This window comes from Lysobacter sp. SCRH-1R (assembly GCF_057747855.1).
On the sequence record NZ_CM173227.1, the window covers coordinates 1,533,531 to 1,551,574 of the forward strand.

An 18,044-nucleotide genomic window follows, 5' to 3' on the forward strand; every position below is an offset into this window, starting at 1 on the left:
GAAGTCGTTTCACCCATCGAATCAGGTCGTACACAAGGAGATTGCTGATCATGACGATTCAAACGAACTACGTGCGTGGCGATGGTGGTGTGACGCTGACCGCGCAGCAGCTTGCGCAACTGAACCAACTGTTTCAGGCACAGCAGCAGCAGGCAAGCGGTAATCCTGCGGCGGAAGGCCTTGGCACTCCGCTGTACGAGCTGATCCTGAGCTTCATCAGCAGCACGCAGACCGTCACCCGAGACGACGAGTTCGGGGTGCCCTACGAGGCGACCATTCGTGTACCGGGTCCTGATGTGGACCCGATCGTCTGGACGTGGATCGACGGCGCGTCGAAGGTCAATAGCGGCGATGGATTCTTCGCTGACTTCATCCGCCAGTACACGAAGATTCAGTATGAGATTCGTGGTGGCGACCCGGCTACCGCGGAGATCCTCAACCAGAAGGCATCGAACGAAATCGCGTTTCGGCTCGTGGCCGACATTCTTGGGCATGGCGGCCTGCTCCCGGGTATCGAGGGCTTGGGTGCGATCGACGCGGGTGCGGCCGCGAGTACCGTGTTCGTCAACATGCCGGGTTCTCCGGGTGCCGACTATGCGCCATGGGCGGGCACACTGCTGTTCCCCTATCTGGGCTACGACAAGTTCTACACTGACCTTCTTCTCAACCATGAGCAGGTCGTCGGAACGATCGAAGGCGAGGGCACGAAGACCCTCAAGCACAACGAAGGCACCTACGACCTGATCGCATCCATCCAGGCATCTAGTTCAGCACTGTGGTGGGCAGGCATCCCGAACTTCGGCGAGGCGCTGAAAAACGTGTTTGGCCCTGTGGTTCCGGATCAGGACCAGAGCAACCTGGTCTCGGCGACGAACCAGTTCTTCTGGAACTACTACGGACTGGAGCAGGGTTCGGTTTTCAGCCCCGGCGATGAGCTGGTATTCACCAACCTGCTCTCGCTTGGAGGTGAGGGCTACAAGGTCGGTACTTACGAGGCAGACACTCTGGAGGGGCGCTTGGCCCCGGACGTCATCCACGCCGGACGCGGCGATGACCGCATTTTGGGCGGTGCCGGTGGCGGCGACCTCATCGATGGCGGCGAGGGCACCGACACGGTCGATTATTCATCCTTCACCACCCAACTCACGCTCACGCTCAATACTGCGCTTCCTGCTAGCTCCGAGTTCAAGTATCGCGCCGAAGTCGCCGGCTGGGTGAGCACGGACTATTTGTACGACATCGAGAAGATCAAGCTCGGAGGCGACGACGATACGCTGACCATCAAGAGCTTGGACGGTAGCAAGCTGGCAGGTCTCGAAGAGATCGACATGGGCGCCGACGGCGGCGAAGAGGGCGACACGGTCGATCTCGGCGAGATGACCGAGGGCGCCAACGTCACCGATGCCGGCGATGGCGCAATCGAGATCGCCGGCACGGGTGGATTCGCGCTGAAGGTCAAGGGCGCCGAAACCATCAAGGGCACCGATTACGACGACAGCATCGCCGGCGGCAGCGGCGACAACTACCTGTACGGCGAGGACGGAGCCGACCAGCTCGATGGCGGCGACGGCAAGGACGAACTGCACGGCGGCGATGGCGAAGACAAGCTGGTCGGCGGCGACAAGGACGACAAGCTGTTCGGCGATGCCGAAAACGACGAACTCCTGGGCGACGCCGGCAACGACGAGCTGGAAGGCGGCGACGGCAACGACACGCTCAAGGGCGGCGCGGACGACGACAAGCTGCGGGGCGGCGAGGGCAACGACATCCTCGAAGGCGGCGGCGGCAAGGACGAAGTGCGAGGCGGCGCGGGCAACGACGTGCTGCATGGCGACGCCGAGGGCGGCAGTGACACCGGCTACGACAAGCTCTACGGCGACGATGGCGCCGACCAGTTGTATGGCGGTGCGGGCGTGAACCTGCTGGACGGCGGCGAAGGTGCCGATCAGATGGAGGGTGGCGCCGGTTTCGACTCGTACAACGCCGACTCCAGCGACACCATCCGCGACACCGATGGCAGCGGTTCGGTGTTCCTCGACGACCGACGCCTCACCGGCGGCACCCGCAAGGAGTCCGACCCGGAGAACGAGTACCGCAACGGCAGTACGCTCTACGTGCTCAACGACACCACGCTGGTCATCGATGGCGGTCTGACCATCAACGATTTCAAGAATGGCGACCTGGGCATCTTCCTGCAGACCGAACCGGACGACGAGGACGAGCCGGACATGGAGAAGCCGGAGAGCCGTGCCTCTCCGCTGATCATCGACCTGGATGGCGACGGCGTGGAGACCCGAGCGCTCAGCGGTAATCGCCATTTCGACCACAACGTCAACGGCATGGCCGAAGCCACCGGCTGGGTCGGCGCGGACGACGGTCTGCTGGTGCGCGATCTCAACGGTAACGGACGCATTGATGACGGCCGCGAGCTGTTCGGAAGCAGCACGCGGCTTGCCTCTGGCGCGTTGGCCGCCAATGGCTTTGAAGCGCTGGCCGACCTCGACGGAAACCGGGACGGCATCGTGGACGCCAACGACAGTGCGTTCGCGCAGCTGCGCATCTGGCGCGACGCCAACGGCAACGGCGTCACCGAGTCGGGCGAGCTGTTGACCCTGGCGCAGGCGGGCCTGGCCGGCATCCGCACGGCATGGCAGAACTCGACCCATGTGGACGCCAACGGCCAGGCGCACCGGCAGACCGGCAGTGCGATCCGCACCGATGGCTCCGCGGCTGCGGCGGCCGACGTGTGGTTCACCGTCGACAATTCGGACCGCATCAACCAGGTGCCCACTACGGTCGAGGCGGAACTGGACCTGATCGACCTGCCGGATGCCAAGGCTTTCGGCAACGTGATGGATCTGCGTCAGGCGATGGCGGGCAACGCGACCCTGCGGCAGATGGTGGAGGCCTACGCGAGCGCAACGGATGCCGAGCGCGGCGGAATGCTGGCCGCGATCATCTACGAGTGGGTCGGGGTGGCCCAGGTAGACCCCGGCAGCCGCGGCTCCTATGTCGACGCCCGGCAGTTGGCCGTGGTCGAGGCGCTGGTCGGCCGCCCGTACCGCAACACATACACGCCTGACGACCCGATTCCCAGGCCCGAAGCGGGCAACCTGCTGACGGCAGAGTTCGCGGAGTTCGCCCAGTACGTCGAGGCGCAGTTGTCGGCCCAGCTGGATTACGCCGATAGCGGCATTTTCCTTGGCGGCTTCGCGTCCGGCTATCACCGCGTCATGATCGATTGGGATGTGCTGAAGCAGACGCTAATCGACATGCACTTGGCCAGCGACGCCGAAGGGATCATCCGGCTATCGTCCACGGCATCTGCGCTGGGGGCGTATTCGCCCACCTACCGTTCGTTGCTCGAGCAGGCGCTGGTCAGCGTGGTGTCGCAGTACCCGCCCATCGGCGACCTTCTCAGCCAGCGTGCCGTGCGCGGTACGGATGCCAACGAGTCGGTGTTCGCCACCAATGCAGGCGAGTTCGTCATCGGCCAGTTGGGTGACGACACGTTGTACGGACAAGGAGGCGATGATGCCTACCTGTATCGTCTGGGCGACGGTCACGACATCATCTTCGACACCCACGGCAACGACCGCTTGCTGTTCACTGGCGGCATCCTGCCGGAGCACCTGACGCTCACCCGCGATGTGTCGGGCATCATCGTCCACATTGACGTCGGCGGCACGGTTGGCAGCGTACGTATCAGCAACGTGTTCGAAGGCGTCCAAGGCGCGCTGCGCGAGGGCGTGATCGAATCGTTCCGATTCGACAACGGCGAGGTGTGGACGCTGGATCGCATCCTGTCGGAGATCCAGCAGACGGCGGGTGAGGGCGATGACGGCCTGTACGGCACGGCGGCAGCGGAGACCTTTGCAGCGGCGGGCGGCAACGACGAGGTCTACGGCTACGGCGGCAACGACCTGTTGCAAGGCCAGGCGGGCGACGACGACCTCAACGGTGGAGCCGGCGATGACATCCTCGTCGGTGGCGTGGGCAACGATCTCCTGGCCGGCGGCGCGGGCATGGACATCTACCGCTTCGACGCAGGCGACGGACGCGACGTTATCGACAACTCCGGAAACGCGTGGGCCACAGCGTCGACGGATGTCGTCGAGTTCGGTACCGGCGTCCTGCCTTCGCAGGTCGTGGCCGAGCGACTAAACGACGACCTGATCCTGCGCATCGCAGGAAGCAGCGACGAAGTGCGCGTGCAGTACTACTTCAGCAACGATGCCGACAGCGCGCAGGTGATTGCCGAGATCCGCTTCGCCGATGGCACGGTATGGACGCCGACGCAGGTGAAGACGCTGGTGCTAGCACCGACCGACGCCGACCAGCGGATCGCCGGTTATGCCAGTGGCGACACCCTTGCAGGTGGTGGTGGTGACGATGACATCCATGCCATGGGCGGCGATGATGCGGTGCAGGGCGACAGCGGCAACGATTCGCTGTACGGCCACGATGGCAATGACATCCTCATTGGCGGCAGTGGCGACGACTACCTGGTCGGCGGAGCCGGCACCGACGTCTACCGTTTCGACGTCGGCAGTGGTGCCGACACCATCGAAAATTTCGGCAACACGTACACGGATGCCGCCACCGACGTCATCGAATTCGGCACCGGAATCGCGAGCTCGCAAATCGCGGTCGAGCGTCAGGGCGATGATCTGATCCTACGGGTCACCGGCACCGCCGATTCGGTTCGCGTACGCAGCTACTTCGCCAGCGACGCCAGCACGAACCGGACCATCAAGGAAATCCGGTTCGCCGACGGCACGGTCTGGAGCATCGCCCATGTGAAGGCCCTCGTGCTGGCGCCGAGCGATGCCGACCAGGAGATCCGCGGCTACGCAAGCAACGATGTCCTCTCGGCCGGTGGTGGCGACGATACGGTCTATGGCCGTGACGGCCACGACGTGCTGCAGGGCGACGCCGGCGACGACCTGCTCCACGGCGAGGGCGGCGATGACGTCCTGCGCGGGGGGCTGGGCAACGATCGCCTGATCGGCGGCCAAGGCACCGATACGTACCGGTTCGAACTGGGGGACGGTCAGGACACTATCAACAATGCCGGTGCGCAGTCGCCGACCGATACGCTGGTGTTTGGTGCCGGCATCCTCGCCTCGCAGGTGGTCGCCGAGCGCTCAGGCAGCGACCTCGTGCTGCGCATCACGGGCGCCGGGGATTCAGTGCGCGTCGAAAGCTTCTTCCATGACGATGCCGGCAGCGGTTACGCCCTCGCTCAGATCCGCTTCGACGACGGCACCGTCTGGGATCCGACCGAGGTGAAGACCCGCGCGCTGGCTGCAACCGACGCGGGCCAGGTGTTGACGGGTTACGCCAGCGACGATGCCATTGCCGGCGGTGGCGGGAACGATCGTATCGATGGCAACGGCGGCAACGACACCCTCCATGGCGACGACGGTAACGATACGTTGTCGGGAGGCGAGGGTACCGACGTCCTGTTTGGCGATTTCGGCGACGACTATCTCTCCGGCGGCAACGGCGCCGACAGTCTGGGTGGCGGCGCGGGCGTGGACCAGCTGTTCGGCGAGGCTGGCAACGATGCATTGGATGGTGGGGATGCCAACGACTGGCTCGACGGCGGCGACGGTGACGATCAGGTACGCGGCGGGGCCGGCAATGACACCCTGCGCGGCGGCGTGGGCAACGACCGCTATCAGTTTGCTCGCGGAGACGGGTTCGACACGGTGTGGGACATCGCTGGCACGAACACGCTGGCACTGAGCGGCTTCACGTTCGAGCAGGTCTACCTGCGACGTGAAGGCACGGACCTCGTGGTCCGTTTCATCGACAGCGCTGCGGACGGATTGCGCTTCGCCGACTACTTCGACGGCGCCACGGGCTTGACCCTGAAACCGTTGGAGCTCACCTTCGATGATGGCCTGAGTCTGCGCCTGGGCGATTACGACGTGAACATGCAGGTGCTGAGGGGCACTGCACTCGACGACACCGTGCATGGCAACAGTCTCGACAACCGCATCAACGGCTTGGCAGGCGCCGACACCCTGCTCGGTGGCGCCGGCAACGACACGCTCGATGGCGGCATCGGCAACGACCACCTGGATGGCGGAACCGGCGCCGATGCGATGAGCGGTGGCTTCGGCGACGATGTCTATCTTGTGGACGATGTCGGAGACTCGGTCGCCGAAGGACAGGATGAGGGCGAGGACACCGTGCGCAGCAGCGTCACGTTCACCCTGTCGGATCACGTCGAGCGCATGGAGCTGACGGGGGGCGGCGATATCGCCGCCACCGGCAACGCGCTGGGCAACGAGCTGGTGGGCAACCAGTCCGCCAACCAGCTCGATGGTCTGGACGGCGACGACGTGTTGCGCGGCAATGGCGGTGACGACACGCTGCTCGGCGGCGCGGGTAACGACGAGCTCGATGGCGGCGACGGCATCGACCAGATGCAGGGCGGCAGCGGCGACGATCGCTATTACGTGGATAACAGCGCCGACACCGCGACCGAGCAGGCCGGCCAGGGCTACGACGTGGTGGAGAGCACGAGCGACTTCGCGCTGTCCGGCCACGTCGAGAAGCTGATTCTCGTCGAGGGCAGTAGCGCCACTGCCGGTACGGGCGATCAGGGGGACAACGAAATCGTCGGCAACTCGCTACACAACCGTCTGGATGGCGGGGCGGGCGCGGACGTGCTCGCCGGCGGCGATGGCGACGACACCTACGTGGTGGACGATGTCGGCGATGTCGTCGTCGAACTGGCCGGCCAGGGTACCGACACCGTCGAATCCAGCATCGGCTACACCTTGGGTACAACGCTCGAGAACCTGGTTCTCACCGGCACCGCGAACATCGACGGTACCGGCAACGAGGGCGATAACGTGCTGGTCGGAAATTCCGGCAACAACCGGATCGATGGCGGCCTCGGCGGCGACGACATGCACGGCGGTGCCGGCAACGACTATTTCATCAACGAAAGCAACCGGGACTGGATCTACGAGAACGAAGGCGAGGGCACGGATACGGTCGAACGGCGCTACGAGACCAATCTGGTGCTGTCCGACAACGTCGAGAACCTGATCCTCGTGGCGGGCATCAAGACCGGCAACGGCAACGAGCTGGACAACACCATCACTGGCAACTCGGGCGCGAACACCCTCGGGGGCTGGGACGGCAACGACATCCTGCACGGTCTCGACGGCGATGATTCGCTGTTCGGCGGCACGGGCAGCGACGTGCTGATGGGCGGCAATGGCGCCGACTACCTCGATGGCGATGAGGGTATCGATCATCTGGAAGGCGGCACTGGAAACGACGTCTACGTCACCGATGATGCCGGCGACGTGGTGGTGGAGGCGTCGGGCGCCGGCACCGACCAGGTGCAGACCACGGCCAGCTATACGCTTTCGGACAACATCGAGAACCTGTTCCTGATGGGCGGTAGTGCAATCGACGGCAGCGGCAACGCGCTCGACAACTACATCGCGGGCAACGACGGCGCCAACGTGATCCATGGTTTCGGCGGCTCGGATACCATCGTCGCGGCGGGCGGAAACGACACGTTGATCGGCGGTGCCGGCGACGACAAGTATGTGGTCAACGCCACCTCCGGTACGGACGTCGTTGACAACACCGGCGGTGGCTTCGATGGCGTGTTCTTCACTGATGGCATCACGGCCGAAAACCTCTCGTTCGCCCGCGATGGCAACGACTTGCTGATCAGCGTCGACAACGCGGCCACGCCGGCGGTGCGCTTGGTGAACCACTTCCTGGGCGGCGATGCCGCGATCGACTACGTGCAGCCCGACGGCGGCTTCTATCTCAACACGGCGCAGATCAACCAGCTCGTCGCCGGTGGTGGCACCGGGTTCGACCAGGTGATCGAGGGCACGGCGGCCGGCGAACAACTCGTCGGCGGCAGCGGCAAGGATCTGATCAAGGGCTTGGCCGGCGCCGACCAGCTGTTCGGCTTGGGCGGCAACGACACGCTGCAAGGCGGCGACGGCGACGATTACCTGTCCGGCGGCAATGGAAGCGGTTCGGGCTCGGGTGACGATCGCCTGGAAGGCGGCATCGGCAACGACACCCTCGCGGGTGAAGACGGCAACGACACGTTGCTGGGCGGAGCGGGGGATGACGACTACGTCTACGGCGGTGGCCAAGACATCATCGACAACACCGGTGGCGGCATCGATGGCGTGTTCTTCAACAACGGCACCACCGCCGCGCAACTGTCGTTCGCGCGGACCGGCGATGATCTGGTCATTACCGTCGGCGGCAACGCCAGCCAGACCGTAACGGTCACGAACCACTTCCTCGGCGGCGACAACGCGATCGACTTCGTGCAGCCGGCCAGCGGCGCGATGCTGGATACCGCGGCCATCAATGCGCTGGTGGGTGGCGGCGGGGATCCGGGCGGCGGCGATGACGACGACTACCCGTCGATCGTCACCGGCACCGCGGCCGGCGAGCAATTGCTGGGCACGAACGACCGCGACCTGGTGAGGGGCCTCGGCGGCAACGACACGGTGTTCGGCTTCAACGGCGACGACAAGCTCGACGGCGGCGATGGCGACGATTACCTGTCGGGCGGAAATGGCTCGCACAATGGCTCTGGCAACGACATCCTCGTCGGCGGCGCCGGCGCGGACCAGCTGGTGGGCGAGGACGGCAACGACCAGATGTTCGGCGGCGCCGGGAACGACAAGTACATCTACGGTGGCGGTGCCGACACGATCGACAACACCGGGGGTGGCACGGACTGGCTGCACTTCAACAGCAGTGCGTACAGCGTGGCGCGCAGCCGCATCACCTTCCACCGCGACGTCGACGATCTGATCGTGCGCGTGGACGGTAATGCGGCCAGCCAGGTGCGAGTGGCAAAGCACTTCCTGGGTGGCGACTACGCAATCGCCTACGTGCAGCCCGCCGGAGGCAACGCCATTCCCGCCTCGCAGTTCGGCTCGCTGCTGGCGCCGCTGTCCTCGATGACGGCTCCGATGACGCAACTCGCGAGCGAAACGCCGTTGGCGAGCACCTCCACCATCGCGGCCGAGTCGCTGGATACTCCGCCAGCCTGTTGGACGCCGTCGAACACGGACTGGAAGGACGCGATGGACGTGCTCCGCGGTCTTGGAGCCGAGCCGACTTCCGCGAACGATCCGATAGTTCCAAGCCGCGAGCTGCAGTCGCTGGTGGAGGCGATGAGCAGCTTCGGCGGCGGCGCTTTGACTGGCCCGGCTGACGGGACCGGATCGGATGATCGCTTCGAACGCCACTTCTGGGGCGGCGGCATGCACCAGAGCCATCGCAACGACGGCGCACGTGTTGGTTACATGGACACGTAAGCCGCTGCGAGGAAGGCCCCGAATTGCGGGCCTTCCTTTTCTTCCGGTCGCGCGGCGGTTTGACTGCGGCGCTGCACGTGCCCGCGCACAAAGGCTCGCACGTCGCGGGGCGATCAACGGTGACATCTTCGTCTTGCCTGAGCGGTGTCCGCTTAGGGCCGATAGCGGACGAGGCCGCGCGGCGCCGCGGAGCCGGTGCTAATGTCCGCCTTCGGCCCCGGAGCGGACGTCCATCAGAGTCCGATGCCCGATAATTTCAATCCCCGTGAGCATGGTTCGCGGCGCCGATACACACTCATGGGAATCCTGCGCATGGACGCGCAATGGATGATCGGTTGACGGTTGGGCGGAAGCTCCGGACGATCTGACGCGCTTCCACGCGGCATGCGTGGGGCATCACACCTCGGGAGACTTCTCGTTGCAGCTCTTCATGGAAGGCTTCGCAACGCTGGCCGGCCTCGGATAGATGTCAAAGTCGATTCTGACCGATGGCGACCTTCCCCCGGCAGGCGCGGGCGTTGGGCTCGAAGCGTCCGCGGAGTTACGGGGTCAATCTCCGCTTGAGGCGTGCTCGACGTACAGAGTATCGGTCGGGCCGTAACCCGTGATCATGACCTGAGCGCCCTCTGGCCCTGTCCGGGCGAAGTGCGGTTGCCCAGCAGGCTCGGTGTAAAAGCTTCCAGCAGGCAATAGCCGCAACAGCTCCGGCAGATTCTGTTCCCCATACCCGAAGTGCCACATACCAGACACCACCGAGGCGGTCCGGGTATCTTTGTGTGTATGCGCCCTGATCGTTGTGTTTGGCGCAACCTCCAGGTGGATAGTGTACAAGCCACGCTGCGCTGGGTCGCCGTACAAGACAGTCGTGGTGACTGCGGGGAGTCCAGACGTTCCCGCGCCTCCGCTGTTCTTGGCCAAGCCAGCAATTTCCGTCGGTGTCAGACGACGTTCCTCAGATGGTCCGGCGAAGCAGTTCGACGCCGCCGCGCCGAGCAGAAGCAATATGGTGGAAGCGGTCGTGGTCATCGTGCATCCCTCGATGTTCTTGCGAGGAACGGCATGATCAGGTCGATCGCCTGGTCGGGTTGTTCCTCCATGATCCAGTGCCCCGAGTTCTCGATGACGCCGCCTTCCACGTTCGATGCGACGTACTCCAGCTCGGTCTTCATCGATGCGCCGTATGACTTGTCGCCACCGATCGCCAGCACAGGAATGGTGATCTTCCCCGTTTCCGCGAACGTGGCCTTGTTCTCTTCGGCGTCGCGCGAGAACGCCTCGAACTGACCGCCGAAAGCGTTGTGGATGGCGCCCGGCCGTGCATAGAGTTCGGCGTAATGCTGGCGCGTCTGCTCGTCGATGCGGCTGGGATCGCCGCCGAGGTCGTTGCAGAAGCGATCGAGCAGGATGCGTTCGCGCCCCGCGACCAGGCGTTCAACATCGGGCCCGCGAAAGTTGAAGTGCCAGACCCGTGGATTGACCAGTTGGGCCTCCCAGGTGCCCATGCCGGGCAATGGCGCATCCATGACGACCCATGAGGTGACGCGTTCCGGGTAATGCGTGGAGAGTGCGTAACCCACCATGTTGCCGATGTCGTGCGTCACCAGTTGCACCTTCTTGACCTTCAACTTGTCGAGGATGCCCGCGAGATCCCGCGCCTGGGCGGCCTTCTCGTATCCGCCCTCCGGATGCGACGACAGTCCCATGCCGCGAAGGTCGGGCACGATCACCGTGTGATCCTGCACGAGCCTGGCCGCCAGCGGCTCCCACATGTCGCCGGTATCACCGAAACCATGCAGCAGCACAACGGCCGTGCCTTTGCCGCCGACGCGCACATGCTGCGTGCCGTCGCTCACCGTCATCTGGCTTTCGCGAAAGCTCGCCGGGAAGGGGCGCACCTCGGCGGCGGATTCAAGTGCGGGCAAGGCGGCGATCAGCATCGCCGCTATGAAGGTTCGTGTGGTCGAGATCGGGCGATTCATGTCGTTTTCCTGTGTGCTGCTCGCGGGCCGCAGTGCGGCCCGCCTGGAGCAAAAGACTGTCTTGATTGAACGCAATGGTGCGCTGCGGTCGGCCACTCAGAGTTGACTCATTCCGCCGTCCGCGATGATCTCTGTGCCGACGATGTAGGCCGATTCAGGTGACGACAGATGCAACACCGTCGCTGCGATTTCTTCCGGCGTGCCGAAACGACCCAGCGGGATCTGGTTCTGGATCTGGGCAGCAGTCGCTTCGAGCGCTTCAGCATCCAGGCCAAGCTTGCCGTAGATCGGCGTGGCCACCGGCCCCGGGCTGAGCACGTTCACGCGCACGCCACGCGGCAGCAGTTCGGCCGACAGCGTCTTTGCCAGCGAGATCACCGCGGCCTTGCTCGCGGCATACACGGTCGTGTTGGGCATTCCGATGCGTGCGTTGATAGAGCCGTTGATGACGATCGATGCGCCCGGATTCAGCAGCGGCAACAGCGCCTGGACCTGGAAGTACGGGCCCTTGATGTTGGTATTGAAGATCTGGTCCCAAAGCGCCTCGTCCACGTCCGGGAATGCGGCGAACTTCGCGGCTCCGGCGTTGACGAACACGGCATCCAGGTGGACGTCGGCGGCGGCCAGCGTCGCGGCCAATGCCCTGGCTTCGGCCGTGCTTCCGGCGTCGTTCGCCAGCGCGATCGCGTGATCGCCCAGCGAGGCCCGGGCCTGTTCGAGTGCGGCGGCATCGCGGCCGGTGATGATCACGCGCGCGCCTTCCGCGGCGAACGCGCGGGCGGCGGCCAGGCCGATGCCGCTGCTGCCGCCGGTGACGAGGATGGTCTTGTTGATGAAGCGGTTCATGTGAAGTCCTTCGGTGCCAGCCCATTGCTGTGACGTCATGCTGGCGCGGCGCTTGCGGCTTTCCGTGCCACAATTCCGACGGACTCGTTCGAAGGGTTCGAACATGTTGTCAGCCGACGAATTGGCCCTCCTGGAAGCCATTCGCGAGAGCGGGAGCCTGTCGCGAGCCGCGGCGCGGCTCGGCAAGGCACCTTCCACCGTTTCGCATGCGGCGCGGCAGCTCGAAGCGCGCTTCGACGCCCTGTTGTTCGATCGCCGCCGTTACCGTCTGCAGCTCACGCCTGCGGGCCATCTGCTGGCGCAGGAAGCCGCCCGCCTGATGCTGGACGTGTCGCGATTGACGCAGCGGGTCAAGCAGGTGGCCGGCGGCTGGGAAGATCGGCTCTGGATCGTCACCGACGAGATCCTCGAGTTCGAAACACTGCTCCCCGTCATCCGCGCGTTCGATGCGTTGAAGTCCGGCGTGACGCTGCGCATTACCCACGAAGTGCTGACCGGCACTTGGGACGCATTGCGCGATGGGCGCGCCGACCGGGTGGTGGGGGCGACGAACGAGCCGCCCGTCATTCCCGGCCTGCGCTGGTTCGAACTCGGCGTGATGGAGTGGGTGTTCGCGGTGTCGCCGCATCATCCGCTGGCCAAAGCCCGAGAGCCCGTAGAGCCTGCGCAGGTGCTACGCCACCGCGCGGTCGTGGTGGCGGACACGTCGAGGAGAGTGGACGTGCGTGGCTACGGCGTGTTGGGCGGACAAGCCTCGCTGGCGGTGCCCAGCATGTCGGCCAAGATTCAGGCGCAACGCGAAGGGCTGGGCGTGGGCTGGCTACCGCGCGACCGTGTGGCGAGTCTGCTCAAGCGCGGCGATCTTGTCGCAAAGACGATGCTGGATCCGCGCGAGCCCAACCTGCTGTATGTGGCGTGGCGTGGCGATCACCAAGGCCGGGCACTGGACTGGTGGCTGACGCAGATGAAGGACAGGCGGCTTGCGGCACGGCTGGTCAAAGGGATAGATGTCACCGCTTAGGATTTCTCTGCTCGACCGCCTCGCAGGAAAACGCCACCTGTCCGACGCGAACCCGGTTGGGAGAAAGAACCCATTTTGGGCGAAAGGGACGACGGTGCTGGGTGGCGCCTCTTCGGCTTGTAGGCGCAGATTGGGAAGTTCGAGCAAGAGCGAAACTCCCCATATGGGCCGGTGCGTAGCAGCAGCACGCCTTGTTTGCAGGCGGGGCAGCTCTCTTCTTGAATAGACTTGCCATCGGTGTCGGTGATCACCACGGCTCCGTCCTCTTCGAGCTCTCGAAGGAACGTGGAACACTGACCTCGGGCGGTGAACATCGCCACGCTGCGCCGCGCGCGCGTCAGGGCCACATAGAACAGACGACGCTCCTCGCCCAGTGGGAAGTTGTCCCCATCCGGCATGGCCAACGCCAGCACGGGATCGTCGGTGCGGGTGTTAGGAAAGCTCCGTCCCCGGAGGGTGCTGAGCATCTCCGGTAGGATTACGTAGTCCGCTTCGCTGCCCTTGGAGCGGTGAATGGTCAGGAAGGACACGTGCACCCAGCGGTCGAAACGGCGCTGGTTGGCCGGCACGTACTGACGATCGGCGTTGTAGCGCCCGAGTACGTAGATCGAGACTTTTCCGTTGCGGCCTGGGGGAATGGTTCCATCGCGCACCCTCTCTGCCAGGTTCATCACAAACTGGTCGATCGCGTCGGCCAACTTGTCCTTGCTGTCTACATGGAAAGCCTGGAGTACTTGGCCTTGGGCCGGGGTGACCGAGCGAACGTGCTTTGGAATCTGGGTAGGATTCTTGGAAACAAACGCGCTGGACACGTCGCACAAGGCTTGCGGGCACCGGAACGTCTGTTCGAGCTTAAGTACTTGGCCGTGACCGAACCACTGTCGAAAGCCCGTCATTACCGACACGTCGGCGCCGGCGAAACGATTGATGGACTGCCAGTCGTCGCCAACGGCGAACAGGAATCGACCTGGTTTCTGGACTAAGGCGCGACACAACCGGGCGCGGGCTCTGGAGGCGTCTTGGAACTCGTCGGCCATCACCAGTTCATAGGGTGCTTCGTAACGGCCGCTCTCCAAATGCTCGGCGGCCAGATTGAGCATGTCCTCGAAGTCGATCCCCCCCTCGGCCGCCAAGGCCGTGTCCCAGGCTTCCAGGATGGGGGCGGCGATGTCCAGGAACATCCGGTGGCGATGCTTGAAGGAATCCTCAGGCATGTCGTCCAATCGCTTCCGCAGTGCGGGAACAGTCAAGCCGTTGCTTTTGGCGTGGCTCATGAACGTGCGAACCAGCCCGATCAGTTCGACCGCATCCATGGGCTTTTGCCCACCTTGGGGAATCTCCCGGTCCGGGTTGGGGTCCAGTTCGACCCCGCGGGCAGTCAGTTCGTCCTCCAACCGTTGGAAGTCGTCGCCGTTGCGGAGACCATGGGAAGTGGTCTCAAACAGCGCCGTGCCCTTTTCGGTGTGCAAGCGTCTCTTCCAGAGAACCCCCTCCATGTAGTCCTCGAAGTGGGGCGGGGGCGTGCCCTGAGCGTCGAGCGCGAAGTGCTCGTGGTAGAGGTCCAGGCTGGGGTAATAGAAATCTGGCTTGTACTGGCGGTGTTCTTCATCGGCGGTGCGATGCTTGTAGTGGTCCTCGTAGCGGTAATCGACCCCATTCAAGAAGAGGTAGTTGGCGATCATGACCTCTTCCAGGCTTTTCACCCGCTCGCCCCGGTTCGTTACGAGCGCACCGTTGCCCTGGATGTCCCACGAATCGGCTTGTCCAGGACTGCCAAAGGCCGGTAGGTCCCGCCCAAAAACGAACCGGAACAGGTCCCATTGGTTTCGGAACAGTGTGGAGTGGTCCTTCAAGTGATCGACGATCTCGGTGAGCTTCCGCACCCCGCCGGCCGGATCGATGGCCCAGTCGGGAACGTCGGGCTTTTCCTTCGTGGCCTTACCAATGATGCGCAGGCCTAAGGCGTGGAAGGTGGAAGCTTCCACGCTCACGTTTTCCATGCCCAAGCGCTCGAATGCCTTGGCCGCGCGCTCCTTGAGCTCATCGGCCGCCTGCTTATTGAAGGCCAGCAGCACGATCCGCTCGGGTGCAACGAACCCGCGGTGAATGGCATAGGCCGCCTTCGCCACCATGGTGGAGGTCTTGCCGGAGCCGGCCGAGGCCACGACCTGCACCCTGTTGTCGAAACACACAACGGCCCGGGCCTGCTCCTCGGTCAGGGGCTTGCTTTCCACCCGGTCCAGCAGATGTTTACAGTCCTTGAGTTCCCGCTCGGAGTGGAGAGCATTGAGCGTGGCCCAGGCAGGACGGTGGTCGGTTTCCCAGGCCGCCAACGAGCGCTCGATCGCGCTGGCCTTCGGGCCCAAGCGCTCCGCAACACCGGGTTTCTTTAAACGAGTGCGGATGGCTCTAGCATCCACGGATGGGCGAGCCGCCATGACGGCCGCCTGCTGCTCATGAGTGAACCATCGACGCTCTAGATCGCAGGCCTGTTCTTGGCTGTTCTTGTATTCCAGCCATCGGTCGATCGTTTGGTGCTCTGTCTGAAGAAGCGACAAGTCTTCCCGAACGCGCTTTTCAAGCAGGGCGACATTCAGCGCCTGAGCGAGGGTCGTCCCTTGGGCGTTGGGCAGCCCATCGACCTTCATCTCCCGGTCTTGTCCTGGGTGGAAGGTGATGTCCGTCCAGAGCGCGCCGGATTGGACGCGATATGTGGATTCTTCCTCGACGCTTACCCGGTGCGTGTGTCCCGCCACCTTCAAGGCAAGTTCCAAGCCGTCTAGGCGCAAGCGCCAATCCGGTGATCCAGTCAGATGTTGCCCCAACCACGAGGGAGTCCATTCTTTTGCCATTCCTTGCACCGCATTCCCCCTGACAAAGCCGACGCGGGCATGTCATGCCACCGCGCCCGACTGTCCCATGCTAGTACGAACTGGCCCGTTTGCCGTTGCCACGTTCACCGCCACTGATGTTGCTTGAGATGGAAACAGCCTCGGACAATGAATCGCCGATTCTTTCCCGCGCAAACCGATCCGCGTCGCTGCAGTCGTAGCGGCGCCGCCCGCAGGGTGTTGGCATACCCAGCAAAAGGCCGAGCAGTATCGCCGGAACGTCACGGCAGCGGAGCGGGGCCTTCAGCTCTTCAAACTCTGACGCACTATCGGTGAGTGCCACTTCCCCTTGGCCAAACGCTTCTGCACGAAGGCGCGGTAAACGTCCGGTGGGGGCGGAGACTTGCGCTTGTGGCGCCGTGTGTTGCACAACCAGCACGCGGCGGCGATGTTGCCTTCCACGTTCTTGCCACCGTCCTGCCGCGCCACTAGGTGCTCCGCGGTGCAGTGCAGTGGGGCGGCCATACGCGGGCTCAGGCCGAAGGCTTTCATTTCGTCAGGGGCAGCCTGCCACATCGGGAGGTCGCAGTAGTAGCAACGCCCATGCTGAGCGTGAAAGGCTTGGGAACGCAAACGGGTGAGGGCGGCCATAGCAGCTCCAAGAGACAAGGGGAATTTCCCGTTGCCTGGAGACAGGACGCGCGGGCACCTGGAGCCGATGCGGCTATGCAGGCACAACACCGGGGCTTGAGCCGAACCGGTGCGGGAAGTTATCCCGCCGCAGCTGCCCCAATGTCAAGATACTGACCATGACCAAGGATGCCCGCCCTCAGGTTCAGGACGCGCCCACGCGGGCAGAGCTCTATGAGCGCATTGTCCGCGAAGCCATGGAACGGCTTCGATGGACTCGCAAGAAAGCCGAGACTGCAGCTACCAAGTTGATGAAGCGCATGGGGCCGCAGGCCAGCGCGAAAGCGCTCGTCGGTCGGCTCGATGCGATCGATCCGCCCAAGGAATCGCCAAAGCCGAAGCGCAATACGTCCGTGGCGAAGAAGCTGGCCAAGAGCCAGCGGGTGCCGGGCAGGCCGCTCACCCGGGCCCAGATCGCCAAGTTGCCACCGGTGGACCCCGCGCGGCCAGCGCCGCGTACCGCCTTGGAGCGACTAGAGAGGGCGCTCGGCCGGGACGACGGAAAGCGCCTGCGCGGCGGAAGCCCCGTGGTGCAAGGGGGCAGCCCGGGGCTGGGTCGGCGGCGCTAGGCATGGATAAGGTGTCGCAACCGACCCAGTCCTTCGACCGGGGCCGCGGCGCCTACGTCCCGGTAAGCTGCGAGTTGGGGACGACACAACAAGGGGCTTCGCATGTTTCGATGGATTGTTGGTGTGGCCGTTTTGGCTGCCGCCGTGGGCGCGAAGGCGCAAGAACCGCTGTCGTTGTTCGGGATCGCTTTCAACCAACCGCTGGCGATGCCCGAATGCGAGTGGAAGACGCGCGAAAAGCTGCGTTTCTCCCGCAAAGAGCCCAAGACCATGGAGAACTACTACTCCGGCATGTGGCCGAAAGAGGGCAATTGCTACAAGCGGCCGATGAGCAAAGTGGGCTCCACCGAACCGCTCAACAACGAGACGATCTCAATCGAGTTCCCGCTGTCCAAACAACCTACGCTAGGCAATTACGTCGCTGGGCGTGTTGTGGATGGCCGGTTGCAACGGCTCTGGCTGACCACCGGCGGCATTTCCACCCAGGAGCGCGACTTCCAATTGCTCAAGGAAAAGTTCGGCCAGCCGGCCGCGCTGCTCACACCTAAGCAGCAAAACCGCATGGGCGCGACCTTCGAAACCATTGAAGCCGAGTGGATGCTCCCCGACGACATCACGGCCACCTATGGCAGCGCCGTGGGCAAGATCACCGAGGGCTCGCTCATCGTGGCGACTCCTGCGGGGCAAGCCTCGTATCAACAGGCCATGGACGCCATCCTCAACCGCGGCACCCAGCTCTGACCAGACGCGTTCCATACATGGACGGTGATCTT

Annotated in this window: 9 protein-coding genes; 4 read left to right on the top strand and 5 right to left on the bottom strand. The window is 64.1% G+C overall.

Going from position 1 to position 18,044, the window contains the following annotated elements:
- Nucleotides 1-50 precede the first annotated feature (50 nt).
- On the top strand, nucleotides 51-9,335 hold the full coding sequence (locus tag AC3ANK_RS07065) for a calcium-binding protein (RefSeq protein ID WP_484172540.1): 9,285 nt from the start codon (nucleotides 51-53) through the stop codon (nucleotides 9,333-9,335).
- 549 nt (nucleotides 9,336-9,884) lie between these two features.
- Here AC3ANK_RS07065 and AC3ANK_RS07070 read toward each other — a convergent pair.
- The 3 genes from AC3ANK_RS07070 to AC3ANK_RS07080 all read right to left on the bottom strand — a co-directional run bounded on the left by AC3ANK_RS07070 (nucleotide 9,885) and on the right by AC3ANK_RS07080 (nucleotide 12,160).
- Nucleotides 9,885-10,361: a cupin domain-containing protein gene (locus AC3ANK_RS07070; RefSeq protein ID WP_484172541.1), complete on the bottom strand. Its 477-nt coding sequence runs from the start codon at nucleotides 10,359-10,361 to the stop codon at nucleotides 9,885-9,887.
- Entirely contained in the window at nucleotides 10,358-11,314 is a 957-nt protein-coding gene (locus AC3ANK_RS07075; RefSeq protein ID WP_484172542.1) for an alpha/beta fold hydrolase, read from the bottom strand. Before AC3ANK_RS07075 ends, AC3ANK_RS07070 begins: the two co-directional genes overlap by 4 nt.
- 96 nt (nucleotides 11,315-11,410) lie before the next feature.
- A complete protein-coding gene (locus AC3ANK_RS07080) occupies nucleotides 11,411-12,160 on the bottom strand; it encodes an SDR family oxidoreductase (RefSeq protein WP_484172543.1) in 750 nt (249 codons plus the stop codon).
- A 103-nt stretch (nucleotides 12,161-12,263) separates the two neighbouring features.
- Here AC3ANK_RS07080 and AC3ANK_RS07085 point away from each other — a divergent pair, with 103 nt between their 5' ends.
- Nucleotides 12,264-13,181: a LysR family transcriptional regulator gene (locus AC3ANK_RS07085; protein ID WP_484172544.1), complete on the top strand. Its 918-nt coding sequence runs from the start codon at nucleotides 12,264-12,266 to the stop codon at nucleotides 13,179-13,181.
- On the opposite strand, the gene AC3ANK_RS07090 is transcribed toward AC3ANK_RS07085, so the two are convergent.
- Nucleotides 13,178-16,033, bottom strand: coding sequence for a UvrD-helicase domain-containing protein (locus AC3ANK_RS07090; protein ID WP_484172545.1), 2,856 nt, complete (start codon nucleotides 16,031-16,033; stop codon nucleotides 13,178-13,180). The two genes, AC3ANK_RS07085 and AC3ANK_RS07090, sit on opposite strands and share 4 nt — an antisense overlap.
- Nucleotides 16,034-16,315: 282 nt before the next feature.
- Nucleotides 16,316-16,663, bottom strand: coding sequence for an HNH endonuclease (locus AC3ANK_RS07095; protein WP_484172546.1), 348 nt, complete (start codon nucleotides 16,661-16,663; stop codon nucleotides 16,316-16,318).
- Between the two features lie 158 nt (nucleotides 16,664-16,821).
- Between AC3ANK_RS07095 and AC3ANK_RS07100 the strand changes: the two genes are divergently transcribed.
- Complete coding sequence (locus AC3ANK_RS07100; RefSeq protein ID WP_484172547.1) at nucleotides 16,822-17,271, top strand: hypothetical protein; 450 nt, start codon at nucleotides 16,822-16,824, stop codon at nucleotides 17,269-17,271.
- A 102-nt stretch (nucleotides 17,272-17,373) separates the two neighbouring features.
- On the top strand, nucleotides 17,374-18,012 hold the full coding sequence (locus AC3ANK_RS07105; RefSeq protein ID WP_484172548.1) for a hypothetical protein: 639 nt from the start codon (nucleotides 17,374-17,376) through the stop codon (nucleotides 18,010-18,012).
- The last annotated feature ends 32 nt before the right edge of the window (nucleotides 18,013-18,044 follow it).